The sequence below is a fragment of the Angustibacter aerolatus genome, assembly GCF_054776675.1.
Map to the genome: position 1 here is coordinate 68,113 of NZ_BAAHBM010000001.1, position 22,796 is coordinate 90,908.

Sequence of the window (22,796 nt, forward strand, 5' to 3'; positions counted from 1 at the left end):
CCACTCGGCAACGCGCGGCGTCTCGCGAGCCGGTCCGCCCAGCGGGCCGGGCGGCTGCGGCACGTACGATCTGGCTCGTGAGCGACCTGGTGCAGGCACTGCGGCGCGCGGGCGTGCACGAGGTCGACGACAGCAGCACCCGCCGCTCGCTCTACTCCTCGGACGCCTCGCTGTACCGGGTGCCGCCGCAGGCGGTCGTGACGCCGCGGCACGCCGACGAGCTCGCCGCGGTGCTCTCGGTCTGCCGCGAGCACGGCGTGCCGCTGACGATGCGCGGCGCCGGCACCTCGATCGCCGGCAACGCCGTGGGCCCGGGCGTGGTGGTCGACGTCAGCCGGCACCTGCACCGCGTGCTCGACGTCGACCCCGAGGCCGGCACCGCGCTCGTCGAGCCCGGCGTCGTCCAGGCCGCGCTGCAGCGGGCGGCCTCGCCGCACGGCCTGCGATTCGGGCCCGACCCGTCGACGCATACCCGCTGCACCATCGGCGGCATGATCGGCAACAACGCCTGCGGCAGCAGGGCCCTGGGGTACGGCCGCACCAGCGACAACGTGCTCGGCCTCGACGTCGTCACGGGCACCGGCGAGCGGCTGCGGCTCGGTGACGTGCCGGGCGGCGCCTCGACGTCGCCGCTGCTCGACCGGCTGCGCGCCCTCGTGGGCACCGACCTGTCGGTGGTGCGCACCGAGCTCGGCCGGTTCGGCCGCCAGGTGTCGGGGTACGCGCTCGAGCACCTGCTGCCCGAGCGCGGGTTCGACGTCGCGCGGGCGCTGGTCGGCAGCGAGGGCACGCTCGCGGTGACCACGGCCGCCCGGGTGCGGCTGGTGCGCGACGCCCCGGTGCGGGTGCTCGTCGTGCTGGGCTACCCCTCGATGCCGGACGCCGCCGACGCGGTGCCCGCCGTGCTGCCGTCCGCGCCCGTCGCCTGCCGCGGCGTCGACGCGCGCATCGTCAACGTCGTGCGCCGCCGGCTGGGGCACGCGGCGGTGCCCGAGCTGCCGCGCGGCGAGGGCTGGCTGATGGTCGAGCTGGTCGGCGACGACGCCGGCGAGGTGCGCGCGCGGGCCGACGCGCTGATCGGGGTGGCCGGTGCGCTCGAGGCGCGGGTGGTGACCGACGCCGTCGTCGGCGCGCGGCTGTGGCGCATCCGCGAGGACGGCGCCGGACTGGCCGGCCGCACGCCCGCCGGCGACCCCGCCTGGCCCGGGTGGGAGGACGCCGCCGTGCCGCCCGAGCGGCTGGGCACCTACCTGCGGGAGTTCGAGACGCTGCTCGCCGGGCACGGGCTGAGCGGCCTGCCGTACGGGCACTTCGGCGACGGCTGCCTGCACGTGCGCATCGACTTCCCGTTCGACCGGCCCGACGGCACCGCCGTGATGCGCCGGTTCCTGCTCGACGCCGCGACCTTGGTGGCCGCGCACGGCGGCTCGATGTCGGGCGAGCACGGCGACGGCCGGGCCCGGGGCGAGCTGCTGCCGCGCATGTACTCGCCCGAGGCCATCGCGCTGTTCGAGCGGGTCAAGGGCCTGCTCGACCCCGACGACCTGCTGAACCCCGGCGTCATCGTGCGTCCGGCCCCGCTCGACGCCGACGTCCGCCCGCAGCAGGCCACGCCCCGGCGCGAGGGTCTGGTGCTGGCGCTGCGGCACGACGGCGGCGACCTCTCGCGCGCCGCGCACCGCTGCACCGGCGTCGGCAAGTGCCGCGCCGATCCCGGCACGAGCGGCGTCATGTGCCCCTCGTTCCTCGCCACCCGCGACGAGAAGGACTCGACGCGCGGCCGGGCCCGCGTGCTGCAGGACGCCGTCGCCGGGCACCTCGGCCCGGCCGGGCTCGCTGCCCCCGAGCTGCACGAGTCGCTCGACCTCTGCCTGTCGTGCAAGGGCTGCTCGTCCGACTGCCCCACCGGTGTCGACATGGCGTCGTACAAGGCGGAGGCCCTGCACGCCAGGCACCGTGGCCGCCTCCGGCCGCGTTCGCACTACGCGCTCGGCTGGCTGCCGCGCTGGACCCGGCTGGTCGGGCGCTCGCGGGCGCTGACCCGGCTGGCGAACGCGTCGCTGCGGCTGCGGGCGCTGCACCCGGTGGTCACCTGGTCGGCCGGCGTCGACCGCCGGCGCGGCCTGCCGCAGTTCGCGGAGCAGACGTTCCGGTCGTGGTTCGCCGGTCGACCGACGGGCGCGGCGCCGGCCCCGCGCGGCGACGTCGTGCTGTTCGTCGACACGTTCACCGACGGCTTCTCGCCCGAGGTCGGCCGGGCCGCCGTCGCGGTGCTCGAGGACGCCGGCTACCGGGTGCGGGTCACCGAGCGCGCCGTCTGCTGCGGCCTCACCTGGATCTCGACCGGCCAGCTCGACGCCGCCCGCCGGCAGCTGCGGGCCACCGTGCACGAGCTGCTGCCGTTCGTGCGGGCCGGTGCGCTGGTCGTCGGCCTCGAGCCGTCGTGCACCGGCGTGCTGCGCTCGGACGTGCTCGAGCTGCTGCCCGACGCCGAGCTGCCCGACGCGCAGGCCGTGGTCGCCGCGACCCGCACGCTGGCCGAGCTGCTGGCCGCGACCGACGGCTGGACGGCGCCCGACCTGTCCGACGTCCGGGCCGTCGCGCAGCCGCACTGCCACCACCACGCCGTCATGGGCTGGTCGCCGGACGCCGAGCTGCTGGCCGGCGCGGGCGCGCAGGTCGAGCGGCTCGGCGGCTGCTGCGGCCTGGCCGGCAACTGGGGCGTCGAGCGCGGCCACCACGACGTGTCGGTCGCGGTCGCCGAGCAGCAGCTGCTGCCCGCCGTCCGGGCCGCCGACGACGGGACGACCGTGCTGGCCGACGGCTTCAGCTGCCGCACCCAGCTCGCCGACCTCACCGACCGCCAGGGCGAGCACCTGGCGCAGCTCCTGGCCCAGCGTCTGCCTCGCTGACGGCGGCCGAGCCGGCCTACGCCCGCAGGCGGCCGTCCCCGAAGCGGTCGCGGAACGCGGTCACGGCCGCCGGCGGGGTGCGGCGCCCGGTGACGTGCGGCCAGGCACCGCGGACGCCGGCCTCCGTCAGGGCCCGGTGGTAGCGCAGGCTGTCGTGGAGCGTCACCCGACCGAGCGTCGGCGGCAGGCCGACCCTCGGCGTGCAGAGCGCGCCGGCCAGCAGGCAGCCCATGATGTCGTGCGCGTCGGAGCGGAGGGACGTCAGCTCCTCTGTGCGCAGCAGCGACTCGACGGCCGGCGACGACGCCGGCACGTACCGCGACTCGGTCATCGCGAACGGCACCTGCAGCTCGCCGCCCTCGGTGGCCAGCACGTCGGCCGACCGCAGCTCGCGCGCGTGCAGCCGGTCGACGTCGAAGCACCGCGGCCAGGAGTCGTCGACGACGAGGCACCCCGGGCGCAGCCGGTCGACGTCCAGCACATCGCCCACGTTGGTGGCCCCGACGACCGTCGTCGCGTCGTACACGCTGCTCGGGACGGAACCCGCCCGGGCCGGGTGCACCGTCACCCGGTGGCCGCGGTCGCGGAGCTCCGCCGCGAACGCCTCCAGCCGCGGTGCGTCGACCAGGTCGCAGAGCAGGACCTCGGCCGGCTCGGGCAGCACCTCGAGCGCCAGTCGCAGGGCGCCGGCCCCGATCGACCCGAGCCCCACGAAGGCGATGCGCTCGGCGCGCACGTCGCGCCCCGTCTCGGCCAGCACGCGCTGCAGGTTCAGCACGACGGCGCTCGTGATCGCCCCGTGCCCGGTGGTCACCTGCGGCAGGCCACGGTCGGCGGCCGCAGCGGCCAGTGTCGCCCCGTACCCCAGCGCCGACGGGACGAGCCCGGTCAGCGCGACGGTGCTCGCGCCGGCCAGGCCCGCCAGGTGCAGGGCGTCGAGGCTGGTCTCGAGCAGCTCCTCGGGACGGGCGTACAGGTCGTCGGCCGCGATCGGCAGCGCGAAGAGGCCGATGCGGCCCATCGCCGTGTCGATGATGCTGGTCAGCACCGGGAAGCCGCGGTGTCACCCGGCGAGGGCCCGCTCGTCGGTCGCCGGTCCGGGCGGCAGGTAGGTGAGCGCGGCGCCGTCGACGGGTGCGAGACGACCGGTGAGCACCGACGTCAGCAGCGGCCGCCGCTCGACGGTGACGAACGGCGGGAGCACCTCGGACGGCGGCGCGTCGGCGGGCTCGTCGGCGTCGTGACGGTCACCGCTGTCGGCGGGGCCGGCCGTGCTGCACAGCCGCACGGTCGCCTCGGCCAGCGAGGCCGAGGTCACCAGCAGGCGCAGCAGCTGCGGCCCGGTCCACGACGTGTGCCGCGCCAGCCGACCGGCCAGGTGGGTCACCTGCACGGAGTCGAGGCCGGCGCCGTCGGCCGGGGTCGACCAGTCGGCCGCCTCGAGCGGGCGCCCCAGCACGGCCTCGCACTCGCGCCGCACCAGCGCTTCCCACCACCCGGCGTCCGACGGCGACGTGCCGCCGGTGCCGCCGGTGCCGCCGGTGCCGCCGGTGTCGCCGGTGTCGCCGGTGTCGTCGCGCGCCGGCTCGACCTCGGCGGCCAGCGCGCGCTTGTCGGTCTTGCCGCTCGGCGTCGTGGGGAAGCGGTCGATCGTGCGGATCGTCGCCGGCACCATGTGGCTCGGCAGCAGGCTCGACAGGTGCCGGCGCAGCTCGGCGCCGGCGGGTTCGGCCGCGGGGACGGCGCGGACGAAGGCCGCGAGCGACCGGTGCCCCTCGCCGTCCTGCGCGACCACGACGGCGGCGTCGGCGACGTCGGGGTGGTGGCCCAGCGCCGACTCGATCTCGGCGGGCTCGATGCGGTAGCCGCGGATCTTGACCTGGTCGTCGCGGCGCCCGACGAACTGCAGCGCGCCGTCGGGCAGCTCGCGGCCGACGTCGCCCGTCCGGTAGAGCCGCTCGACCGTCCCCTCCGGCGACCGCCAGGTGACGAACCGCTCGGCAGTGAGGTCGTCGCGGCCGAGGTAGCCGCGCGCCAGGCAGGGCCCGCCGAGGTGGATCTCGCCCTCCTCGCCCGGGACCACCGGCCGACCCGAGTCGTCGAGCAGCACGACGTCGACGGTCGGTCGCGGTCGGCCGATGGGCGACAGGCGTGGCCAGCCGGCGGGGTCGCCGCGCAGCACGTGCGACGTCACGACGTGCGTCTCCGTGGGTCCGTAGTGGTTGTGCAGCGTGCACCCGGGCAGCCTCGTCAACAGCCGCTCGAGCGCGGGCGTGATCTGCAGCTGCTCGCCGGCGGTCACGATCTCGCGCAGCGACGTCGGCAGCTGCTCGGCGCCCTCGCTCGCGAGGGCCAGCTGCTGCAGCGCCGTGAAGGGCAGGAACAGGCGCTCGACCGCTGCCGACCGCAGCAGGGGCAGCAGCGCCCACGGGTCGCGCCGGGTCTCCTCCGGCACAAGCACCAGGGTGCCGCCCGCCCCGAGCGTCGAGAAGATCTCCTGCACCGACACGTCGAAGCTGAGCGGTGACAGCTGCAGGGTGCGCGTCGGCTGCAGCGACAGGCTCGAGTCGGGGGAGGCGTGCCAGCGCACGAGGTCGGCGACCGCCCGGTGCTCGACCATCACGCCCTTGGGCCGGCCGGTCGAGCCCGAGGTGTAGATGACGTAGGCGACGTCGTCGTCCGACACCTCGCGGAGCGGTTCGAGCTGGCCGCCGGGCTCGTCGTCCGACGCGTCGTCGCAGAGCAGGATGCGGGCGCCGCTCAGCGGCAGCACGTCGAGCAGCGCCTCGCGGGTCACCAGGTGCGACGCGCCAGAGTCCTCGACCATGTACGCCAGCCGGTCCTGCGGGTACGCCGGGTCGAGCGGGACGTACGCGCTGCCGGCCCGCAGCGTCGCCAGCACGGCGACCACCATCTCGACGGAGCGGTCGAGGCACACCGCGACCGGCGCCTGCGGCCCGGCACCCGCCCGGCGCAGTCGTGCCGCGAGCCGGTCGGCGGCCGCGTCGAGCTCGCCGTAGGTGCACGACCGGGTGCCGTCGAGGACGGCGACGACGTCGGGGTGCTCGTGCGCGCGGTCGGCGAACGGGCCGTGGAGGAGCGAGGTGGTGCTGGCGACGAGGGCCACGGTCTCCCCGATCGTGAGGAGTGGAGCGTGCTGTGGACGCGTCAGCGAACGTAGCACCCGCAACCTTGTCGGACAAGGACAGTTGACCGATCGCAGGTCAACTGTCCGGCATCACGCCTGCAGCGTGCGGTTCGAGCGCGCCCGGTAGTAGGCAGACGACGCCGGGCGCCACAGCAGCACCAGGATGACGACGGCGAGCACGACCTGCAGCAGGCCGACCACGAGGGTGAACGGGGGCACGGTCTGCACGAGCAGGCTCACGGCCGACAGCACGGAGATGCCACCGAGCACCGTCGCGACGATCCGGGCCCACTGGGCGCCGCGGCCGTTGAAGACCGCCATGAGGATCCACAGCGCGACGCCGATCAGGCCGCCGACGATGGCGAAGACCACGGTGACCGACACCGCGGTGTCGATCGCGGACGACGTGAGGGTGCCCTGCTCCTCGAGGCGGTCGCGCACCGAGCCGGTGCCGGTGACGCCGGCGACGATGCCGAGCACCGAGAGCGCCGCCCCGGCGTACATGAGCTTCACGGCGAGGGCCAGCGGCGCGGGCGGCGGGCCGGCGGGCGCGGCCGGGGCGCTGCCGCCCTGCGGGTACGACGGTGCGCTGTAGGTCGGCAGGCCGCCCGGCGGCGGCGTCTGCGGCTGCTGCGGCGGTGACTGGTAGGCCGGGTCGGCGGGCTCGGGCCGGTGCTGGGGGTCCCCCTGGGTGCTCATGCGCCCCACCCAACCCGGTGACGCCGCGCGGGCGCAAGGGAACACCGGCTCGTGCCGCAGAGTTGAGTGACGTAGGCTCAACCCCGCACCGCACGCACGACCGAGGAGCACCCATGGACCTCAAGCTGACGACCCGCAGCCAGGAGGCGCTGTCGAGCGCCGTGCAGCGGGCCACCGCCGACGGCAACCCGCACGTCGAGCCGGCGCACCTCGCGGCCGCGCTGCTGGCCGCGGCCGACGGCACCACCCGTCCGCTGGTGCAGCACGCCGGCGGCGACCAGGCCGCCCTCACCGCGGCGATCGACCGCGTGCGGGCCGCGCTGCCCTCGGCCAGCGGCGCCACGGTCAGCGCGCCGCAGCTGTCGCGCGGCGGTCTCGCCGTGCTGACCGCCGCGCAGGAGGAGTCGGGCGCGCTCGGCGACGAGTTCGTGTCGACCGAGCACCTGCTGCTCGGCCTCACGAAGGACGCCGGGCCGGTCGGCGAGGCGCTGCGGGCGGCCGGCGTCACCCGCGAGGCGGTGCTCGACGCGCTGCCGTCGGTGCGCGGCCACGGCAAGGTCACCAGCCCCGACCCGGAGGGCACCTACGACGCGCTGAACAAGTACGGCGTCGACCTCACCGAGTCGGCGCGGGCCGGCCGGCTCGACCCCGTCATCGGGCGCGACGCCGAGATCCGCCGGGTCGTGCAGGTGCTGTCGCGCCGCACGAAGAACAACCCGGTGCTGATCGGCGAGCCCGGCGTCGGCAAGACGGCCGTCGTCGAGGGGCTGGCGCAGCGCATGGTCAGCGGCGACGTCCCGGAGTCGTTGCGCGGCAAGCGGTTGATCTCCCTCGACCTCGGCGCGATGATCGCCGGTGCCAAGTACCGCGGCGAGTTCGAGGAGCGGCTGAAGGCCGTGCTCGAGGAGATCAAGGGCTCCGGCGGCGAGGTCGTCACGTTCATCGACGAGCTGCACACCGTGGTCGGCGCGGGCGCCACCGGCGAGGGCGCCATGGACGCCGGCAACATGCTGAAGCCGATGCTGGCCCGCGGCGAGCTGCGGCTGGTCGGCGCGACGACGCTCGACGAGTACCGCGAGCGCATCGAGTCGGACGCCGCGCTCGAGCGGCGCTTCCAGCAGGTGTACGTCGGTGAGCCGAGCGTGCCCGACACGGTGGCGATCCTGCGCGGTCTGAAGGAGCGCTACGAGGCGCACCACAAGGTGGCCATCGCCGACAGCGCACTGGTCGCCGCCGCGACTCTAAGCGACCGCTACATCACCGGCCGACAGCTGCCCGACAAGGCGATCGACCTCGTCGACGAGGCCGCGTCGCGGCTGCGCATGGAGATCGACAGCTCGCCGGTCGAGATCGACGAGCTGCGCCGCGCCGTCGACCGGCTGAAGATGGAGGAGCTGGCGCTCGAGCGCGAGGACGACGCGGCGTCGCGCGAGCGTCTCGAGCGGCTGCGCAAGGATCTCGCCGACCGCTCCGAGCAGCTCGCCGCGCTGAACGCCCGCTGGGAGCAGGAGAAGGCCGGCCTGAACCGGGTCGGTGACCTGAAGAGCCGGATCGACGAGCTGCGCGGGCAGGCCGACCGGTTGCAGCGCGAGGGCGACCTGGGCGCGGCGTCCGCCCTGCTCTACGGGCAGATCCCGCAGATCGAGCGCGAGCTGGCGGAGGCGCAGGCCGCCGAGCTCGACGCGTCCGCCGTCGAGCCGATGGTCAAGGACGAGGTCGGACCGGACGACGTCGCCGACGTCGTCGCGGCGTGGACCGGCATCCCGGCCGGCCGGCTGCTGGAGGGCGAGACCGCCAAGCTGCTGCGCATGGAGGACGTGCTCGCCGGCCGGCTCATCGGTCAGCGCGCGGCCGTCGAGGCGGTCAGCGACGCCGTCCGCCGGGCGCGCGCCGGCATCAGCGACCCCGACCGGCCGACCGGCTCGTTCCTGTTCCTCGGCCCGACCGGCGTCGGCAAGACCGAGCTGGCGAAGGCGCTCGCGGACTTCCTGTTCGACGACGAGCGCGCCCTGGTGCGCATCGACATGAGCGAGTACGGCGAGAAGCACTCGGTCGCCCGGCTGGTCGGCGCCCCGCCCGGGTACGTCGGGTACGACGAGGGCGGCCAGCTCACCGAGGCGGTGCGCCGCCGGCCGTACAGCGTGGTGCTGCTCGACGAGGTCGAGAAGGCCCACCCGGACGTCTTCGACGTGCTGCTGCAGGTGCTCGACGACGGACGGTTGACCGACGGCCAGGGTCGCACGGTCGACTTCCGCAACACGATCCTGGTGCTGACGTCGAACCTCGGCTCGGTCTACCTGGTCGACCCGACGATGGACGACCTCGCCAAGCGCGAGGCTGTCATGAACACGGTGCGGGCGTCGTTCAAGCCGGAGTTCCTGAACCGGCTCGACGACGTCGTGGTCTTCGACGCGCTCTCGCTCGAGGAGCTCACCCGCATCGTCGACCTGCAGGTCGAGCGGCTCGCGGCCCGGCTCGCCGAGCGGCGGCTGACCCTGCAGGTGTCGGACGCCGCGCGCGAGTGGCTCGCCCTGTCGGGCTTCGACCCGGCGTACGGCGCACGTCCGCTGCGCCGGCTGGTGGCCAAGGAGATCGGCGACCGGCTGGCCCGGGCGCTGCTCGGCGGCACGATCAGCGACGGCGACACGGTGGTCGTCGACCGGCCCGCCGACGGCAGCGAGGGGCTGGTCGTCGAGGCTGCGGCGCTCACCGTCTGACGGGGTGCCCGGCGAGGTCGAGCAGGTGCTCGGCCACGACGTCGGGTGCCTCCCAGCAGAGCATGTGGCCGAGGCCCGGCAGCACCTCGAAGCGAGCGTGCGGCAGGGTCTCGGCCAGCTGCTCGCTCTGCCGCACCGGCGTCAGCCGGTCGAGCTCGCCGACCAGCACGTCGACCGGCACGTCGCGCAGCGCCTGCAGCGCGGCGACCTCGTCGTGGCGGCGCATCGCGCGGTGGTACCGCCCGAACGTCGACACCGCGCTCGACGCGACGAGCGCTCGCGCCGCCTGCACCGTCGCGAGGTCGGTGCCGGGGGTGAAGGCCAGCGACTGCTGGCGGCCGTCGCCGAAGAACGGGCCGACCCGCAGGCCGGGGATGCGCGCGCACAGCGCCGCGAGCAGCAGCTCGGCGCGCGGGTAGGCGTACCCCGGCCGCTCGGCCGCAGTGCTCACCAGGGCCACGCCACGCAGCCGGTCGGCGACGGCCGCCAGGTGCCCGCCGGCCCAGGCGAGCACGGCCATGCCGCCCAGCGAGTGCCCCGCCACGACCAGCTCGCCCTCGGGCGCGACCGCCCGCAGCACGGCCGCGAGGTCGTCGCCGAGCTGCCGCACGCTGGCGGCGGGCTGCCGCAGCCGACCGGGGCCGTGCGCCTGCGAGGCGCCGTGCGCCCGGTGGTCGTAGGTGACGACGGCGACGCCGGCCCGCAGCAGGGGCTCGACCACCGCGGCCCACGAGGTGTGCGTCGACACCCACCCGTGCACGAGCACGACCGTCGGGCGGTCGGCGGTGCGCGGCTCGTGCACCTGCGCGGCCAGCCAGGCACCGTCGTCCGCGCGCACGCGCACGCTGCGCGCGGGCCGGGTCGACCCGGTCGGCCGGGCGGGCACCGCGGTCAGGCGATCTCGATCACGACGGGCGCGTGGTCGCTCGCGCCCTTGCCCTTGCGCTCCTCGCGCACGATCTCGGCGCCGGTCACCCGGGCGGCGAGCGCCGGCGAGGCGAGCGCGAAGTCGATGCGCATGCCCTCCTTGCGGGGAAAGCGCAGCTGCGTGTAGTCCCAGTACGTGAACTGGCCCTCGGTGTACGGGCGCACGACGTCGGCGTAGCCGGCGTCGACCACCGCCTGGAAGGCCGCGCGCTCCGGCGGCGACACGTGCGTGCTGTGCGCGAACTTCGCCGGGTCCCAGACGTCCTCGTCGCGGGGGGCGACGTTCCAGTCGCCGGCCAGCACCACCTGCGCCTGCGGGTCGTCGGCCAGCCAGGTGCTGCCGGCGTCGCGCAGGTGGGCCAGCCAGTCGAGCTTGTAGGCCAGGTGCGGGTCGTCGAGGCTGCGGCCGTTCGGCACGTACAGGCTCCACACCCGCACCCCGCCGCAGGTGGCGCCGATGGCCCGCGCCTCCGCCTCGACCGGCTCACCCCAGCCCGGCTGCCCCGGGAAGCCGACCTGCACGTCGTCCAGCCCGACCCGCGAGACGACCGCGACGCCGTTCCACTGCGAGAAGCCCACGTGCGCCACCTCGTACCCCAGGCCGACGAACGGCATGTCGGGGAACTGGTCGTCACGGCACTTGGTCTCCTGCACGGCCAGCACGTCGACGTCGGCGCGTTCGAGCCAGCTGGCGACCCGGTCGACGCGAGCACGGATCGAGTTCACGTTCCAGGTGGCGATGCGCACGCGGTCGAACGTACCGCTGCCCCCCGACAGGCGCCCTAGCGCGGTGCCCGACCGGTCGTGGTGTGCATGAGGTAGTCGCGCACGACGACGCGCGGGTCGTGCATCAGCTCGCGGAAGCGCTGCAGCTCGTCCGGCGTCATGCCCCCGGCGAGCAGCGGGCCCTCGACCATCTGGCTGACCGTGGCGTTCAGCAGGCAGGTGCCGGTGCCGCCGGCCGAGGACGCGGCGTAGGTGACGGTCCGGATCTCCTCCAGGCCCTCCTCGCGCATCGCCCGGTTCGCCTTCGAGGCCCAGGTGCTGTCCATGCCGATCGTCTCGAAGAAGGAGATCAGCGTCTCGACGTACTTGTCGATCAGGTCGCCGTCGGCCCGGCTGGGTGCGTCGAGCACCAGGTCGCGGTAGTCGCAGTCCCACTCCGAGATCACGAGCGGCGCGCCGGGCTTGAGCGCGCGGGCCAGGTCGCCGAGCACCTCGCGCCGGTCGGGCAGGTGGATCAGCACCAGCCGGGCGTGCACGCCGTCGTACTCGGCGGTGCCCAGGTCGGTCGCCGACACGTCGGCCTGCACGACGTCGACCAGCGGGTGCGGCAGCACGTGCTGCGTGTCGGTGTCGAGCGCGGTCACCGAGCCGTCGGGTCCGACCCGGTCGGCGAGCCACGTCGAGATCGTGCCGGCGCCCGGACCGGCGTCCAGCCACGTCTGCCCGGGGGCGACCCCGAGCCCCTGCAGCACGGCCGTGCTGTGCGGGTCGAGGACGTCGGCGAGGTGCCGCAGCTGCGCGGCCGTCAGGTCCTCGGGCCGGTCGCGGAACCCGTACTCGCTGGGGGCGGGTGCGTCGGTCGTGGTCTGCTGGGTCATGGTGGCTCCTGGGTGCGCGGGGGCTCCGAGCATGTCGGTCGTGGACCCGGCCGTCAATCCACGACAACAGATGTTCATGCGTGATGATCGCCTCGTCGAGCGGCAGCCCGGCCGGCCCCGTCGTGACCGGGTCGGGCGGTGTCGGCGGCAGGGGCGCGGCTACGGTGCGGGCATGACGACTGGCTGGGCGCTGGTGACGGGTGCGACGTCGGGACTGGGGCTGGCCTTCGCCCGCCGCCTCGCGGCGGACGGTCACGACGTGGTGCTGGTGGCCCGCGACGTCGAGCGGCTCGAGGCGGTCGCCCACGAGCTGCGCACCGTGCACCGCCGCGACGTCGAGCTGCTGCCCGCCGACCTGACCGACCGGGCGGCGCTGCAGCGGGTCGCCGACCGGCTCGGCGACCCGGGGCGACCGGTCGAGGTCGTGGTGAACAACGCCGGCGCCTCGCTCGGCCACGCGTTCCTCGCCGGGCCCGTCGAGGAGTCGGAGCGATCCCTCGACCTGCTGGTGCGCGCGGTGCTGGTGCTGTCGCACGCCGCTGCGACGGCCATGCGCGAGCGCGGCCGAGGGGCGATCGTGAACGTGTCGTCGGTGTCCGGGTGGGCGGTCATGGGTCCCTACTCCGCCAGCAAGTCCTGGGTCACGGTGTTCAGCGAGGGCCTGGCAGGCGAGGTCGGGCCGGACGGCGTGCGGGTGCTCGCGCTGGCCCCGGGCTTCGTGCGCACCGAGTTCCACCAGCGGGCCGGCATGACGATGTCGATGGTGCCCTCGTGGGGGTGGCTCGACGCCGACCGGGTGGTCGACGAGTGCCTGCGCGACCTGCGCGCGGGGCGGCTCGTGAGCGTGCCATCGCGCCGCTGGACCGTGCTCGCCACGCTGCTGCGCGTGCTGCCCCGCGCGACGGTGCGGGCCGGCACCGGGCGCTTCCAGCGGGCCCGGGCCACCGACGTCCCCGGCTAGGCAGGCACTACGCTCGGCGACCGTGACCGACTCCCCGCGCGACGTCCTGCTCGGCCGCATCGTCGACACCGCCGTGGTGCACGGCCGGGTGACGCTGAGCAGCGGCAAGGAGGCCGACTACTACGTCGACCTGCGCCGGGTCACGCTCGACGGCCACGCGGCGCCGCTGGTCGGCCAGGTGATGCTCGACCTGGTGGCCGACGTGGAGTTCGACGCCGTCGGCGGGCTCACGCTGGGGGCCGACCCGGTGGCCACCGCCATGCTGCACGCGGCCGCGGCGCGGGGGCGGCGGCTCGACGCGTTCGTCGTCCGCAAGGAGGCCAAGGCGCACGGGATGCAGCGCCAGATCGAGGGCACCGACGTCGCCGGACGCCGCGTGCTCGCGGTCGAGGACACCTCGACCACGGGCGGTTCGGTGCTGACCGCCGTCGAGGCGCTGCGGCGCGCGGGCGCCGAGGTCGTCGCGGTCGCCGTGATCCTCGACCGCGACACGGGTGCCCGGGAGGCCGTCGCCGCCGAGGGCCTCGAATACCGCTGGGCCTACGACGCGGGCGACCTCGGCCTCTAGGCGCTCACGAGTCCCAGATCGCGCCGAAGGTCGGCACCCCCTCGGCGCTCAGCCGGTGCACGACCGGCCAGGTGAGGGCCTTGTTCGAGATGACCACCACGGCCTCCGCGCCGGTCTCGCGGCGCAGCCGGCGGGCGAGGTCGGTCACGTCGGGCTTGCCCTGCGTCGTGGTGTCCCACAGCGTGAGGCCGCCGACCGCCCCGGTGATCTCGGACAGCAGCTCGTCGCCGTACGTCTCGCGCGGTCGCCGGCCCACCCACAGCAGGTGCGATTCGCCCGAGCGCGCCAGCAGGTGCGGCAGCACGGGGGCGATGCCGCTGCCGGTCGCCACCCACAGCACCGAGCGGAACATGCCCGCCACGGTCGCCATGCCGGACGTCGGCACGCCCTTGACCCACACGTGCCGCGGGGGCGCGTCGATCAGGCTCGACGTCCAGTCGCCGGCCCTCGAGACCATCACCCGGAACGCCGCCTCGCCCGGCGAGGGCACCAGTGCGAAGCCGTGCCACTGCCCCAGGGGGTGCCGGCTCAGCGCGGTGTAGGCCCCCGGCGTCGGCCGCGTGCCGTCGGCCAGGGTCAGCACGGCGAGGTGCCCCGACGGCCGCTCGACCTGCACCGGCACCCTGCGTAGCCGCAGCCACGGCACCGCGACGAGCACCGTGAGGAGCACGAGCACCCAGACGGCGTGGCCGGTGAGCAGCGCCTGCGCCCACAGCAGCAGCAGCGCCGACCAGCCGCCGTAGCGGTGCGACATCTCGAACAGGTCGTGCCGCCGGTGCCGGACGGCGGGAGCGGCCAGCACGCACACGGCCACCAGCAGCGCGACGAGCGTCCACGTCACGGCCAGCACCGGCCACGCGGCGCCGGTGCGGGTGGTGGCGACGGCGAGCACCAGCGACCACGCCGAGCCGGCGACGGACGCGCCGACGTGCACGCCGCCGTGGTGGTAGACCTTCGCCAGGTGCCAGCGACGGCGCAGCGGCCAGCGGTGCGGGCTGCGCAGCGCGAGCCGGAACAGCGCGTTGACCAGGGGCTGCTGCCGCACGGCGAAGGCCAGCACGAAGTCGGCGGAGGCCAGCTGACCGGCGCGCGCGGCCGGTTCGCCCGGCACCCACCACACCGCCAGGGCCGCGTTCAGCGCGAGCACCGCAGCGGTCAGTCGGTGGTACGGCATGAGCAGCGGGTGCGCGGTCAGCGCTCGCAGCCGGCCAGGGGCAGCCGGCTCGGCGGCCGCGGTGCGCGGCGGGTCGAGCAGCGCCAGACCGTGGTGGCGCCCGGCGACCGCCCAGGTGCCGATGGTTCCGTCGCTGAGGTCCGGCACGGTCTGCTCCTGGGGAGGTCGAGAGCCGCCTGCGGCGCTGCGAGGTCGACGGGACGCGGTTGCGAGCCACCATCATCAGCGCATTCGAGCCGGATGGCAACATTTGCGTATCCGACAGCAACGGTTGCGGCAGATTCGACGACCAGTGGACGCGCACGGGTCGCGCCGCGTTCACGCGGAGGAGGCCGCCAACCGGTCGACGACGAGCGCGAGCGGGGCCCACCGGGCGGTGCCGCGCCGGGTCACGGCGTACCAGCGCATCAGCACCTCCGGCTCGCGCAGCCCGATCACCTCGACGCCCGGCAGTGCCTCGGTGGCCGAGGGCAGCAGGCCCACGCCGAGCCCGGCCGCCACGAGCGACTGCACCAGCTCGAGGCTGTCGACCCGGTGCGCGACGTCCGGCACGAAGCCGGCGCGCGAGGCGAGCAGCCGCACGACGTCCTCGTCGGCGGTGTTGCGCGAGTTCACGATCCACGGGACGTCGCGGTGCCGGGAGACCACCTCGACGGCGCTGCCCCCGGGCTCCGAGCCGGTCGGCACGCCCAGCCCCCACGCCGTCGTGCCGAGGCGGGTCGCCTGCAGGTCGCCCGCGAACCTGGTCGGGGCCAGCTCGTAGTCGTAGACCAGCGCGAGGTCGACGCCGTCGTCGGCCAGCAGCGCGAGGGCCTCGTCCGGCTCGTGCTCGCGCACCAGCAGCCGCACCCGCGGGTGCGTGCGGCCCAGGTCGCGCACCATCGGCAGCAGCGCGTCGCGGACGGCGGTCGCGAAGCCGGCCACGCAGACGGTGCCCACCGGGTCGGCCCCGGGGTCGAGGTCGAGGCGGGCCGCCTCGACCGCGGCCAGCACGCCCACCGCGTGCTGGGCGAGGCGGCGTCCGGCCGGGGTCAGGCGCACCCGGCGGCCGTCGGGCTCGACGAGCGGGGTGCCGACCTCGCGGGCCAGCGCGGCCACCTGCTGCGACACCGTCGACGTCGTGCTGCCGAGCGCGTCGGCCACCGCCCGCATCGAGCCGAGGCGCGACAGCGCGACCAGCACCTCGAGCCGCCGGGTCTCCATCCGGCCATCGTCCACCGTCGACGGACGGTGCGTCCACCATCGGCACGTGGACGCGGACGGTGGCCGTGCGCTCCACTGGACGACGTGAGCACCCTGCAGCACGTCCACGTCCCCACCTCCACCGGCGGGGCATCGCGGGCCGGCGCCGGCATGGCGGTGGCCTCGATGCTCTGCGTGCAGCTCGGCATCGCCGCCTCCACCGGGCTGTTCGACCGCATCGGGCCCGAGGGCGTCGCGTGGCTGCGGCTCGGCTGGGCCGGCGTGGTGCTGCTGCTGGTCGCCCGGCCGCGCCCGTCCGACTTCACCCGGTCGGGGCTGCTGGCCTGCGTCGCGCTCGGCGTCGTGACGGGCGGGCTGACCCTGCTGTTCATGGCCGCCGTCGACCGGCTGCCGCTCGGCACGGCGAGCGCCCTCGAGTTCCTCGGCCCGCTGGGCGTCGCGGTGGTTCGCGGCCGCGGCACCGCCAAGCTCTGGGCCGCGTCGGCCGCCGCCGGTGTCGTGCTGCTGACCCAGCCGTGGTCCGGTGCGGCCGACCCGGTCGGCGTCGCCTACGCGCTCGGCGCCGCGGCCTGCTGGGCGGCGTACGTGCTGCTGACCCAGCGCGTCGGCGACCAGGTCAGCGGCGTGAAGGGCCTCGCGGTGTCGATGCCGGTCGCGGCCCTGGTGGCCACCGCCGTCGCCGCGCCGTCCGCCGCGCCGCACCTCACCCCGCAGCTGCTCGTCGCGGGCCTCGGCCTGGCGCTGCTGCTGCCGGTCGTGCCGTTCACCCTCGAGCTGCTGGCGCTGCGCCGGCTGACCGCGGCCGCGTTCGGCACGCTCATGGCGCTGGAGCCCGCGTTCGCCCTGGTCATCGGGTTCGTCGTGCTGCACCAGCAGCCGGACGTGCTCGCGCTGGCCGGGGTGGGCCTCGTCGTGCTGGCCGGGGTCGGCGCCGAGCGCACCGGTCAGCGCGCGGCGGCTGTGCCGCCCGTCGTCACCTGACGCCGCTCGAGCAGCAGCGCCACGCCGTTCAGGGCCAGCACCGCGACCGCGAGCAGCGTCTGCGGCCCCACCCGGCCGGGGTGCGCGGGCGGGTCGGCGAGGGCGACGCCGGGGAAGGCGGACGCCGACAGCTGCGTCGCGCAGTAGAGCGACGCGGCGCCGGCAGCGAGCCGCAGGCGCGTGGTGGTCCACCGGCCGGGGGCCCAGACCGCGGCGAGCGCGACGGCGCCGAGCGCGGCCCCGAGGCTCATGGTCTGGGCGTCGTGGAACCTGGCGTGCGGCGTCCAGGCCTGGTTGTGCAGGTGGCTGCGGCCCCAGTCGGCGACGAACGGCCCGACCCCGCCGTACAGCGCGGTGAGCGTGAGCAGCGCCCTGCCGACCGTGACCCGCCCCATGCCGTCTCCCCCGTCCGACGTCCGACCGGAGAGTGCACGGACGGCGGGGGCGGACGGTTCAGCGGCGACCGCGGGGCACGACGGTGACCGGTACCCGCGCGTTGCGGACCACGCGCGACGACACCCCGCCGAGCAGCACGCTGGCGAGCGGGCCGTAGCCGCGCGAGCCGACGACGAGCAGGTCGGTCTGCTCGGGCGTGATCTCGACGAGCGCGTCGACCACCGGGCCGTCGAGCAGGCGCCCGGCGGCGTCCAGCCCGGGGGGCAGGCCGGCGACGGCGTCGTCCAGCGACCGCTCGTAGTCGCGGCGCTGGGCGCTGCCGAACTCGCGGCCGGAGCCGATGCTGCCCCCGACCCACGTGTCGGGCACGACCGACAGCACGTCGAGGCCGGTGCCCAGCCGGCCGGCGATCGCGGCGGCCGAGGCGAGGGCGGCCCGGCCGTCGCTGGTGCCGACGTAGGCGACGGACACCCGGCCGGGTGCGGCGGTCGGGTCGGGCCGGTAGCGGGCGGGCACCAGCGTCACCGGCACCGGCGCGCCCTGCAGCATCCGCTGCGCGGTCGACCCCGGGAACGTGCGGCGCAGCCCGTGGCCGCGGCGGGCGCCGAGCACCAGCATCCCGGTCTCGGGGGTCAGCCCGTCGGCCACGTCGTGCAGGCCGTGGGCTGGGGAGGACGCGTCGACCAGCCGGAACTCCGCCTCGACGTCGTCCAGCTCGCGGCGCGCCTCGTCGAGCAGTGCCTTCGCCTCGGTGCGCTCGTAGGCGACCCACTCGGCGTCGCCGCGGGCGATGCCCATCGCCTGGCCGGGGTGCACCGTCACCACGACGAGCCGGTCGCCGGTGCGTTCGGCCCAGCGGCGGCCGAACGCGAGCACGTCCTCGCCGGGCCCGCCGCCCTCGTACCCGACGACCACGGTGCCCGGCATCAGCCCTCCCTGGTCTGCGTCTCGGGGTGCTTCTCGATGTACTCGGCGTCCTGACCGGTCTGCAGCCGGGAGTGCTTGCGCGAGTAGAGGAAGTAGATCGCCAGGCCGATGACCAGCCACACGACGAACCGGATCCAGGTGGTGCCCGGCAGGTCCTTCATCAGGTAGAAGCAGAGCAGGCAGCCGATGATCGGGAACACCGGCACCAGCGGCGTCTTGAACGGGCGTTCCATGTCCGGCCGGGTGCGCCGCAGCACGATCACGCCGATGTTCACCAGCACGAACGCGAACAGCGTGCCGATGTTGACCAGCTTGACGATCTCGCTGAGCGGTACGAACGCCGACAGCACGGCCACCAGGACGCCGAAGATCAGCGTGAGCTTGGCCGGGGTGCCGAACCGCGGGCTCACCGTCGCCAGGCTCTTGGGCATCAGGCCGTCGCGGCACATGGCGAAGAAGATGCGCGTCTGCCCGTAGAGGATGACGAGCAGCACGCTGGTGATCGCGATGAGCGCGCCGAGCGACAGCACGCCGGCGGCCCAGTCGAGCCCGGCCGCCTGCTTCAGCGCATCGGCCAGCGGCGCCTCGCTGCCGGCGAGGTTCTTGTAGGGCACCAGGCCGGTGGCGCCCAGCGCGACCGCCACGTAGAAGAGCGTCGAGATGAGCAGCGAGCCGATGATGGCGATCGGCAGGTCGCGCGCCGGGCGCTTCGACTCCTCGCTGGCCGTCGAGACCGCGTCGAACCCGATGTAGGCGAAGAAGATCACGCCTGCCGCGGCGGTGATGCCGCTCGAGCCCTCGGGGTTGAACGGCTTGAGGTTGCCCGACTTGAAGTGGGTGAACGCCACCACGATGAAGAACAGCAGCACGACGATCTTGACGCCGACCATGATCAGGTTGACGGTCGCCGACTCGCGGGTGCCGCGCACCAGCAGCAGCGTCACGAGCAGGGTGATGACGACGGCCGGCACGTTGACCACGCCGCCGTCCTCCGGCGGGCTGGAGATCGCGGTCGGCAGCGAGACGCCGAAGACGCTGTCGAGGAAGGAGTTGAAGTTGCCGCCCCACCCGACCGCGATGCCCGCGACGGACACCCCGTACTCGAGGATCAGGTCCCAGCCGATGATGAACGCGACCAGCTCGCCGAGGGTGGCGTAGGCGAACGTGTACGCCGAGCCGGAGATCGGGACGGCGGCCGCCAGCTCGGCGTACGACAGCGCCGAGAAGGCGCAGGTGAGTGCGGCGAGCACGAACGACAGCGTCACCGCCGGCCCGGCCTTGTCGGCGCCCTCGCCGATGACCACGAAGATGCCGGTGCCGATGATGGCGCCGACGCCCATCGCGGTCAGGCCGACGGCCCCGACCGACTTCTTGAGCGAGTGGCCGCCCTCCTCGGTCTCGCTCATCAGGGCCCGCAGGTCCTTCGTGGCAAAGAGTCCGGATGCCATCCGCCTCGCCGTCCTCACGTCCGCTGTGCGTCGGATGCGTGCCTCGACCGAAGTGCGCAGGCCCGAACGTAGGGCCGGGGGGAGGGGTCGGCAAGGGGTGCTGGCGGCGCGTCGTCGAGACGGCGACTGCACCCACCCGGGTGAATGCGTTGCGCCGCAACGACCGTCGTCACCCTCCGGAGCGCTCTCACCCTACTGGCGCAACGCCTTCACCCGTTCGCCCGGGCACTCGTCATCCGTCCGGCGCAGGTACCGCGAACCGGCGTCAAGGGGACACGGTGGACCGACGAACCCCTGGCCATGCGCCGCGCCCTGCCCGTCCTCGTCGCGACCCTCGCCATGGTCGTGGCCGTGCCCTCCGGTGCGGCGCTGGCGCACGACGGCGAGGACCACGCGGTCGTCGTCGACGGCAGCACCGGCCTGCCGATCCGGACCACCTCGGTGCCGTCCGAGGACGGCAGCCCCAGCCACGTCGACCCGGCCCCCGCCGGCGTGCGGATCGGTGCCGCGACGCCGGCCGCCGTCGTCCGCGCCGCCGGGCTGACGACCCACCCCGCCCAGTACGGCACCCCGCGGCTCGCCGCGTCCGGCGACGTGGCGCACGGGTACGCCGCGGCCAGCACGGCCGAGGCCACCGCGGTGCGCGTGCCGGCGGGCGTCGCGGGCAACTCCTCGCTCGGCCAGCACGTGTCGCCCTCGTGCTCGGGGACGGGCACCGACGGCAAGCGCGTGCAGGTGCTGTACGCCTACGAGTCGGGCCAGCCGAACAACTTCTCGTTCTACGAGCAGGCGCTGCAGAGCTACGTGGCCGACGTCGACGACACGTTCGCGCTGTCGGCGAAGGTGGGCAACACGACCGACCTGAGCCGCCGGGTGCGCTGGGTGCACGACGCCGCGTGCGTGCCGGTGATCCGCGCGCTGCGGCTGCCGGCCGGCACGCTGACCGGGCAGCTCGAGGACGCCGGGCTCGACGCGATCATCGACGCCGCGAAGGCCGCGGGCATCGAGACGACCGACCGCAAGCTGCTGACCTTCGCCGACGCCGACGAGCTGTGCGGCATCGGCCAGGTCTACCCCGACGACCACGCCGACCAGGGCAACGCCAACAACGTCGCCCCGACGATGTCGACCCGCATCGACCTGAGCTGCTGGTCGATGCCGCGCGCCGCCGACGGCAGCACCGTCGGCCCGTCGACCCCGGCGCACGAGCTCATGCACAACCTCGGGGCCGTGCAGCTGAGCGCCCCGCACTCGACCACCGAGGGCCACTGCACCGACGAGTACGACGTCATGTGCTACGTCGACGGCGGGTTGAACCCCCGCACCGGGAACACCGCCACCACCACGACGGTCTGCAAGGGCACCGCGGCCAACCCCCGCGCCGACGACGCGCTCTTCGACTGCCGGCACGACGACTACTTCAACCTCTTCCCCGGCTCGAACAGCTACCTCGCGCGCTACTGGAACACCGCCGACTCGGGGTACCTCGACGTCGTGCAGGGCGGGGTGGTGCTCACCCGGCCCAGCGGCAGCATCAGCGGCACGCGCTCGGTGCGCGGCGGCCGGGCCGTGACGCTGCAGGTGCACCCGACCGAGGGGTCGGCCGTGCGCTGGACGGCCGCCGCGTCGTCCTGCCTGCCCAGCGGCCGGACGTCGACGAGCGTGACGGTCATGTGCCCGGCGAACACCTACGGCACGCTGAGCGTCACCGCGACGCTCACCTCGCGCGCCAGCGGCGTCAAGGGCTCGGTCACCACCTCGGTGCGGGTCGGCGCCACGACGACGGCCCGGGCCGACGTCAGCGTCCGGACGGCGGGTCGCGTGCGCGTCGGCACCGCCCAGCCGGTCACCGTGCGGGTGCTGCAGGGCACCGCGCCGGTGCGGGCACCCGTGCGGCTGCAGACCCGCACGTCCTCCTCGCAGGCGTGGCGCACGATCCGCAGCGGCACGACCTCGACGTCCGGCACCGCGACGTTCGAGGTGACGTCGCCCGCCGCCGCCCGCCGGCAGTACCGCGCGGTCGCCGACCTGGCCGCGGCCAACGGCTGGACGACGACCGCCCCCGCGGTGCGGGTCGTGACCGTCGTGCGCCGCTCGTCGAAGCTGACGATCGCCCGCTCGGGCTCGCGGCTCTCGGCCCGGCTGACCCGCGAGGGCCGCCCGCTGGCTGCCAAGAACGTGACGCTGCAGCGCCGGAGCGGCGGCCGCTGGGTCTCGGTGACGACGAAGCGCACCCCGGCGTCCGGCCGCGTGTCGACCCGGCAGCACCCGCACCGCACGACGACCTACCGCTGGACCTACCGCGGCAACACCACCACGGCGCCGTCGTCGAGCCGGTCGACGAAGATCAGCCGCTGACCTCGCGCCGGGCCCGGCGGGCCCGCACCCGCGCCACCACGGGCGCGACGAACGAGGCGAGCACCGCGACGCCGGCCACCGCGTAGGCCCCGTGCCGCACCCACGGCACGCTGTGCGCGACGTACCCCAGCAGCACCAGCCCGGTGCCCCACAGCAGGGCGCCCGCGACGTTGGCGGCGAGGAAGCGCGGGTACGGCATGCGCGCGGTGCCGGCGACGATCGGCGTGAACGTGCGCACCCAGGGGATGAAGCGGGCGATCACCACAGCCGACCAGCCCCACCGCTCGTAGAACGCCTCGGCGCGCGGCAGGTGCGCCGCCATCCGCCCCGACCGCCGCTCGACCCACGGCCGACCCAGGCGGCGTCCGGTCCAGTAGCCGACGGCGTCGCCGGCCACCGCCGCGACCGCCACGCCGACGGCCAGCACCCACACCTCCAGCGGCGACCCGGGCCGGGCGGCCAGCAGCCCGGCGGTGAACAGCACCGTGTCGCCCGGCAGGAAGAACCCGACCAGCAGCCCCGACTCGACGAACACCAGGCCGAGCACCACCGCGTAGACCCCGCCCGCGGTCAGGTGCGCCAGGTCGGGGTGCAGCAGCTGCGCGAACCACTCACCCACGTCGCGCCTCGGCGTCCGGAAGGGCGGCCACGCCGTCACCCTACGGGGACCGGACGGGCGGGCTCGGCGCCGACGACCCGAGCGGACGTCGCGGGCACCGGGTGCGGAGCCTGCGCAGGTCCCGTGAAGGCGCTCGCGGCGCCCCTACGCTGGT

18 protein-coding genes are annotated in these 22,796 nt (G+C 75.2%); 6 read left to right on the forward strand and 12 right to left on the reverse strand.

Annotated features, from left to right (window positions below):
• Positions 1 to 77 precede the first annotated feature (77 nt).
• Entirely contained in the window at positions 78 to 2,912 is a 2,835-nt protein-coding gene (locus ACYVI6_RS00335; RefSeq protein ID WP_460444453.1) for an FAD-binding and (Fe-S)-binding domain-containing protein, read from the forward strand.
• Positions 2,913 to 2,928: 16 nt separating this feature from the next.
• On the opposite strand, the gene ACYVI6_RS00340 is transcribed toward ACYVI6_RS00335, so the two are convergent.
• From ACYVI6_RS00340 to ACYVI6_RS00350, 3 genes are all read right to left on the reverse strand, one after another.
• Positions 2,929 to 3,960 carry a hypothetical protein gene (locus ACYVI6_RS00340; protein ID WP_460444454.1) on the reverse strand — a complete coding sequence of 344 codons (1,032 nt, stop codon included), beginning with the start codon at positions 3,958 to 3,960 and terminating at the stop codon, positions 2,929 to 2,931.
• Between the two features lie 15 nt (positions 3,961 to 3,975).
• Positions 3,976 to 6,039, reverse strand: coding sequence for a non-ribosomal peptide synthetase (locus tag ACYVI6_RS00345; RefSeq protein ID WP_460444455.1), 2,064 nt, complete (start codon positions 6,037 to 6,039; stop codon positions 3,976 to 3,978).
• Between the two features lie 111 nt (positions 6,040 to 6,150).
• On the reverse strand, positions 6,151 to 6,870 hold the full coding sequence (locus tag ACYVI6_RS00350) for a DUF6264 family protein (RefSeq protein WP_460444456.1): 720 nt from the start codon (positions 6,868 to 6,870) through the stop codon (positions 6,151 to 6,153).
• Positions 6,871 to 6,872: 2 nt separating this feature from the next.
• Between ACYVI6_RS00350 and clpB the strand changes: the two genes are divergently transcribed.
• A complete protein-coding gene (clpB, locus tag ACYVI6_RS00355) occupies positions 6,873 to 9,476 on the forward strand; it encodes an ATP-dependent chaperone ClpB (protein WP_460444457.1) in 2,604 nt (867 codons plus the stop codon).
• On the opposite strand, the gene ACYVI6_RS00360 is transcribed toward clpB, so the two are convergent.
• Genes ACYVI6_RS00360 through ACYVI6_RS00370 form a run of 3 tightly spaced genes read right to left on the reverse strand, consistent with a single transcriptional unit; the run spans position 9,466 to position 12,007 of the window.
• The gene (locus ACYVI6_RS00360; RefSeq protein ID WP_460444458.1) at positions 9,466 to 10,362 is read right to left on the reverse strand and encodes an alpha/beta fold hydrolase; all 897 of its coding nucleotides are present in this window, start codon (positions 10,360 to 10,362) and stop codon (positions 9,466 to 9,468) included. The two genes, clpB and ACYVI6_RS00360, sit on opposite strands and share 11 nt — an antisense overlap.
• A 5-nt stretch (positions 10,363 to 10,367) precedes the next feature.
• A complete protein-coding gene (locus ACYVI6_RS00365; RefSeq protein ID WP_460444459.1) occupies positions 10,368 to 11,150 on the reverse strand; it encodes an exodeoxyribonuclease III in 783 nt (260 codons plus the stop codon).
• A gap of 35 nt (positions 11,151 to 11,185) precedes the next feature.
• The gene (locus ACYVI6_RS00370) at positions 11,186 to 12,007 is read right to left on the reverse strand and encodes a class I SAM-dependent methyltransferase (protein WP_460444460.1); all 822 of its coding nucleotides are present in this window, start codon (positions 12,005 to 12,007) and stop codon (positions 11,186 to 11,188) included.
• Positions 12,008 to 12,179: 172 nt separating this feature from the next.
• Here ACYVI6_RS00370 and ACYVI6_RS00375 point away from each other — a divergent pair, with 172 nt between their 5' ends.
• Together ACYVI6_RS00375 and pyrE are read left to right on the forward strand one after the other, a co-directional pair.
• Positions 12,180 to 12,968 carry an SDR family NAD(P)-dependent oxidoreductase gene (locus tag ACYVI6_RS00375; RefSeq protein ID WP_460444461.1) on the forward strand — a complete coding sequence of 263 codons (789 nt, stop codon included), beginning with the start codon at positions 12,180 to 12,182 and terminating at the stop codon, positions 12,966 to 12,968.
• A 22-nt stretch (positions 12,969 to 12,990) separates the two neighbouring features.
• Positions 12,991 to 13,536, forward strand: coding sequence for an orotate phosphoribosyltransferase (gene pyrE, locus ACYVI6_RS00380; RefSeq protein WP_460444462.1), 546 nt, complete (start codon positions 12,991 to 12,993; stop codon positions 13,534 to 13,536).
• A 4-nt stretch (positions 13,537 to 13,540) separates the two neighbouring features.
• Here the strand turns inward: pyrE and ACYVI6_RS00385 are convergent, their stop codons facing one another.
• Together ACYVI6_RS00385 and ACYVI6_RS00390 are read right to left on the reverse strand one after the other, a co-directional pair.
• Positions 13,541 to 14,857, reverse strand: a complete 1,317-nt coding sequence (locus ACYVI6_RS00385; protein WP_460444463.1) for a ferredoxin reductase domain-containing protein — start codon at positions 14,855 to 14,857, stop codon at positions 13,541 to 13,543.
• Between the two features lie 171 nt (positions 14,858 to 15,028).
• Entirely contained in the window at positions 15,029 to 15,913 is an 885-nt protein-coding gene (locus tag ACYVI6_RS00390) for a LysR family transcriptional regulator (protein ID WP_460444464.1), read from the reverse strand.
• Positions 15,914 to 16,063: 150 nt separating this feature from the next.
• Between ACYVI6_RS00390 and ACYVI6_RS00395 the strand changes: the two genes are divergently transcribed.
• On the forward strand, positions 16,064 to 16,894 hold the full coding sequence (locus tag ACYVI6_RS00395) for an EamA family transporter (protein ID WP_460444517.1): 831 nt from the start codon (positions 16,064 to 16,066) through the stop codon (positions 16,892 to 16,894).
• On the opposite strand, the gene ACYVI6_RS00400 is transcribed toward ACYVI6_RS00395, so the two are convergent.
• The 3 genes from ACYVI6_RS00400 to ACYVI6_RS00410 are packed head-to-tail and all read right to left on the reverse strand — an operon-like array spanning position 16,858 to position 19,665.
• Positions 16,858 to 17,289: a DUF6640 family protein gene (locus ACYVI6_RS00400; RefSeq protein ID WP_460444465.1), complete on the reverse strand. Its 432-nt coding sequence runs from the start codon at positions 17,287 to 17,289 to the stop codon at positions 16,858 to 16,860. The genes ACYVI6_RS00395 and ACYVI6_RS00400 overlap by 37 nt on opposite strands.
• 58 nt (positions 17,290 to 17,347) lie before the next feature.
• The gene (locus ACYVI6_RS00405) at positions 17,348 to 18,217 is read right to left on the reverse strand and encodes a universal stress protein (RefSeq protein ID WP_460444466.1); all 870 of its coding nucleotides are present in this window, start codon (positions 18,215 to 18,217) and stop codon (positions 17,348 to 17,350) included.
• Complete coding sequence (locus tag ACYVI6_RS00410; protein ID WP_460444467.1) at positions 18,217 to 19,665, reverse strand: amino acid permease; 1,449 nt, start codon at positions 19,663 to 19,665, stop codon at positions 18,217 to 18,219. The genes ACYVI6_RS00405 and ACYVI6_RS00410 overlap by 1 nt, the downstream gene beginning before the upstream one ends.
• Before the next feature lie 300 nt (positions 19,666 to 19,965).
• Between ACYVI6_RS00410 and ACYVI6_RS00415 the strand changes: the two genes are divergently transcribed.
• Positions 19,966 to 22,023 carry a hypothetical protein gene (locus tag ACYVI6_RS00415; RefSeq protein ID WP_460444468.1) on the forward strand — a complete coding sequence of 686 codons (2,058 nt, stop codon included), beginning with the start codon at positions 19,966 to 19,968 and terminating at the stop codon, positions 22,021 to 22,023.
• Here ACYVI6_RS00415 and ACYVI6_RS00420 read toward each other — a convergent pair.
• Entirely contained in the window at positions 22,013 to 22,642 is a 630-nt protein-coding gene (locus ACYVI6_RS00420) for a DedA family protein (RefSeq protein ID WP_460444469.1), read from the reverse strand. The genes ACYVI6_RS00415 and ACYVI6_RS00420 overlap by 11 nt on opposite strands.
• Between the last annotated feature and the right edge of the window lie 154 nt (positions 22,643 to 22,796).

What these genes read in the sequence shown, in the direction of transcription:
- clpB (WP_460444457.1), top strand. Translation starts at nt 6,873, where the DNA reads ATGGACCTCAAGCTGACGACCCGCAGCCAGGAGGCGCTGTCGAGCGCC.
- ACYVI6_RS00370 (WP_460444460.1), bottom strand. Translation starts at nt 12,007, where the DNA reads ATGACCCAGCAGACCACGACCGACGCACCCGCCCCCAGCGAGTACGGG.
- ACYVI6_RS00375 (WP_460444461.1), top strand. Translation starts at nt 12,180, where the DNA reads ATGACGACTGGCTGGGCGCTGGTGACGGGTGCGACGTCGGGACTGGGG.
- ACYVI6_RS00390 (WP_460444464.1), bottom strand. Translation starts at nt 15,913, where the DNA reads ATGGAGACCCGGCGGCTCGAGGTGCTGGTCGCGCTGTCGCGCCTCGGC.
- ACYVI6_RS00395 (WP_460444517.1), top strand. Translation starts at nt 16,064, where the DNA reads ATGGCGGTGGCCTCGATGCTCTGCGTGCAGCTCGGCATCGCCGCCTCC.
- ACYVI6_RS00400 (WP_460444465.1), bottom strand. Translation starts at nt 17,289, where the DNA reads ATGGGGCGGGTCACGGTCGGCAGGGCGCTGCTCACGCTCACCGCGCTG.
- ACYVI6_RS00405 (WP_460444466.1), bottom strand. Translation starts at nt 18,217, where the DNA reads ATGCCGGGCACCGTGGTCGTCGGGTACGAGGGCGGCGGGCCCGGCGAG.
- ACYVI6_RS00410 (WP_460444467.1), bottom strand. Translation starts at nt 19,665, where the DNA reads ATGGCATCCGGACTCTTTGCCACGAAGGACCTGCGGGCCCTGATGAGC.
- ACYVI6_RS00415 (WP_460444468.1), top strand. Translation starts at nt 19,966, where the DNA reads ATGCGCCGCGCCCTGCCCGTCCTCGTCGCGACCCTCGCCATGGTCGTG.